Genomic DNA, 402 nt, shown 5'->3' with positions numbered 1-402 from the left:
GGCGTCCTGTAACCAGTGCCGCCGCGCAATGCACCGGAACGGCGTAACGTTTCATATACTTCCAGTAACCTATGGTTGAAGTATGCCGGGGTGATACTAATTTGAAAGGCACCCCTTCTTTTACCGCTCTCCGATACATTGCCCCTACCATTTTCGCAAATGGAAAATTAGAGGCCATGCGGTTAAACTTTTTATTAGTGTCCAGTCTGTCTTTGCCAAAGTTCAGGTTTTCTAAAACAATGGGTTTGCCTGAAAAGAAAGCTATATCTACCACTACTCTGGCTAAAACTCCTATCAGGTAGCTACGCCGGAAGCTGGAAGCATGGGCTAAGTCTGGTATTCTGATATAAAGAAAGCCGTTCGGGTAAGGTATAACCTGAAACTCTCCTTCGTACTTGCCCA

At 45.8% G+C, this 402-nt stretch carries 1 protein-coding gene; it reads right to left on the bottom strand.

Translation table 11 applies throughout. The features are described 5' to 3' along the window. A partial coding sequence (locus tag JDF658_RS01900) for an IS200/IS605 family accessory protein TnpB-related protein (protein WP_242946589.1) occupies positions 1-274 on the bottom strand: 274 nt, incomplete at its 3' end. Positions 275-402: the final 128 nt, after the last annotated feature.

Source organism: Carboxydocella sp. JDF658 (genome assembly GCF_002049395.1).
Lineage (GTDB): Bacteria > Bacillota.
The sequence above is the reverse complement of the archived record's forward strand: the minus strand, read 5'-3'. Positions and strand labels throughout refer to the sequence as shown.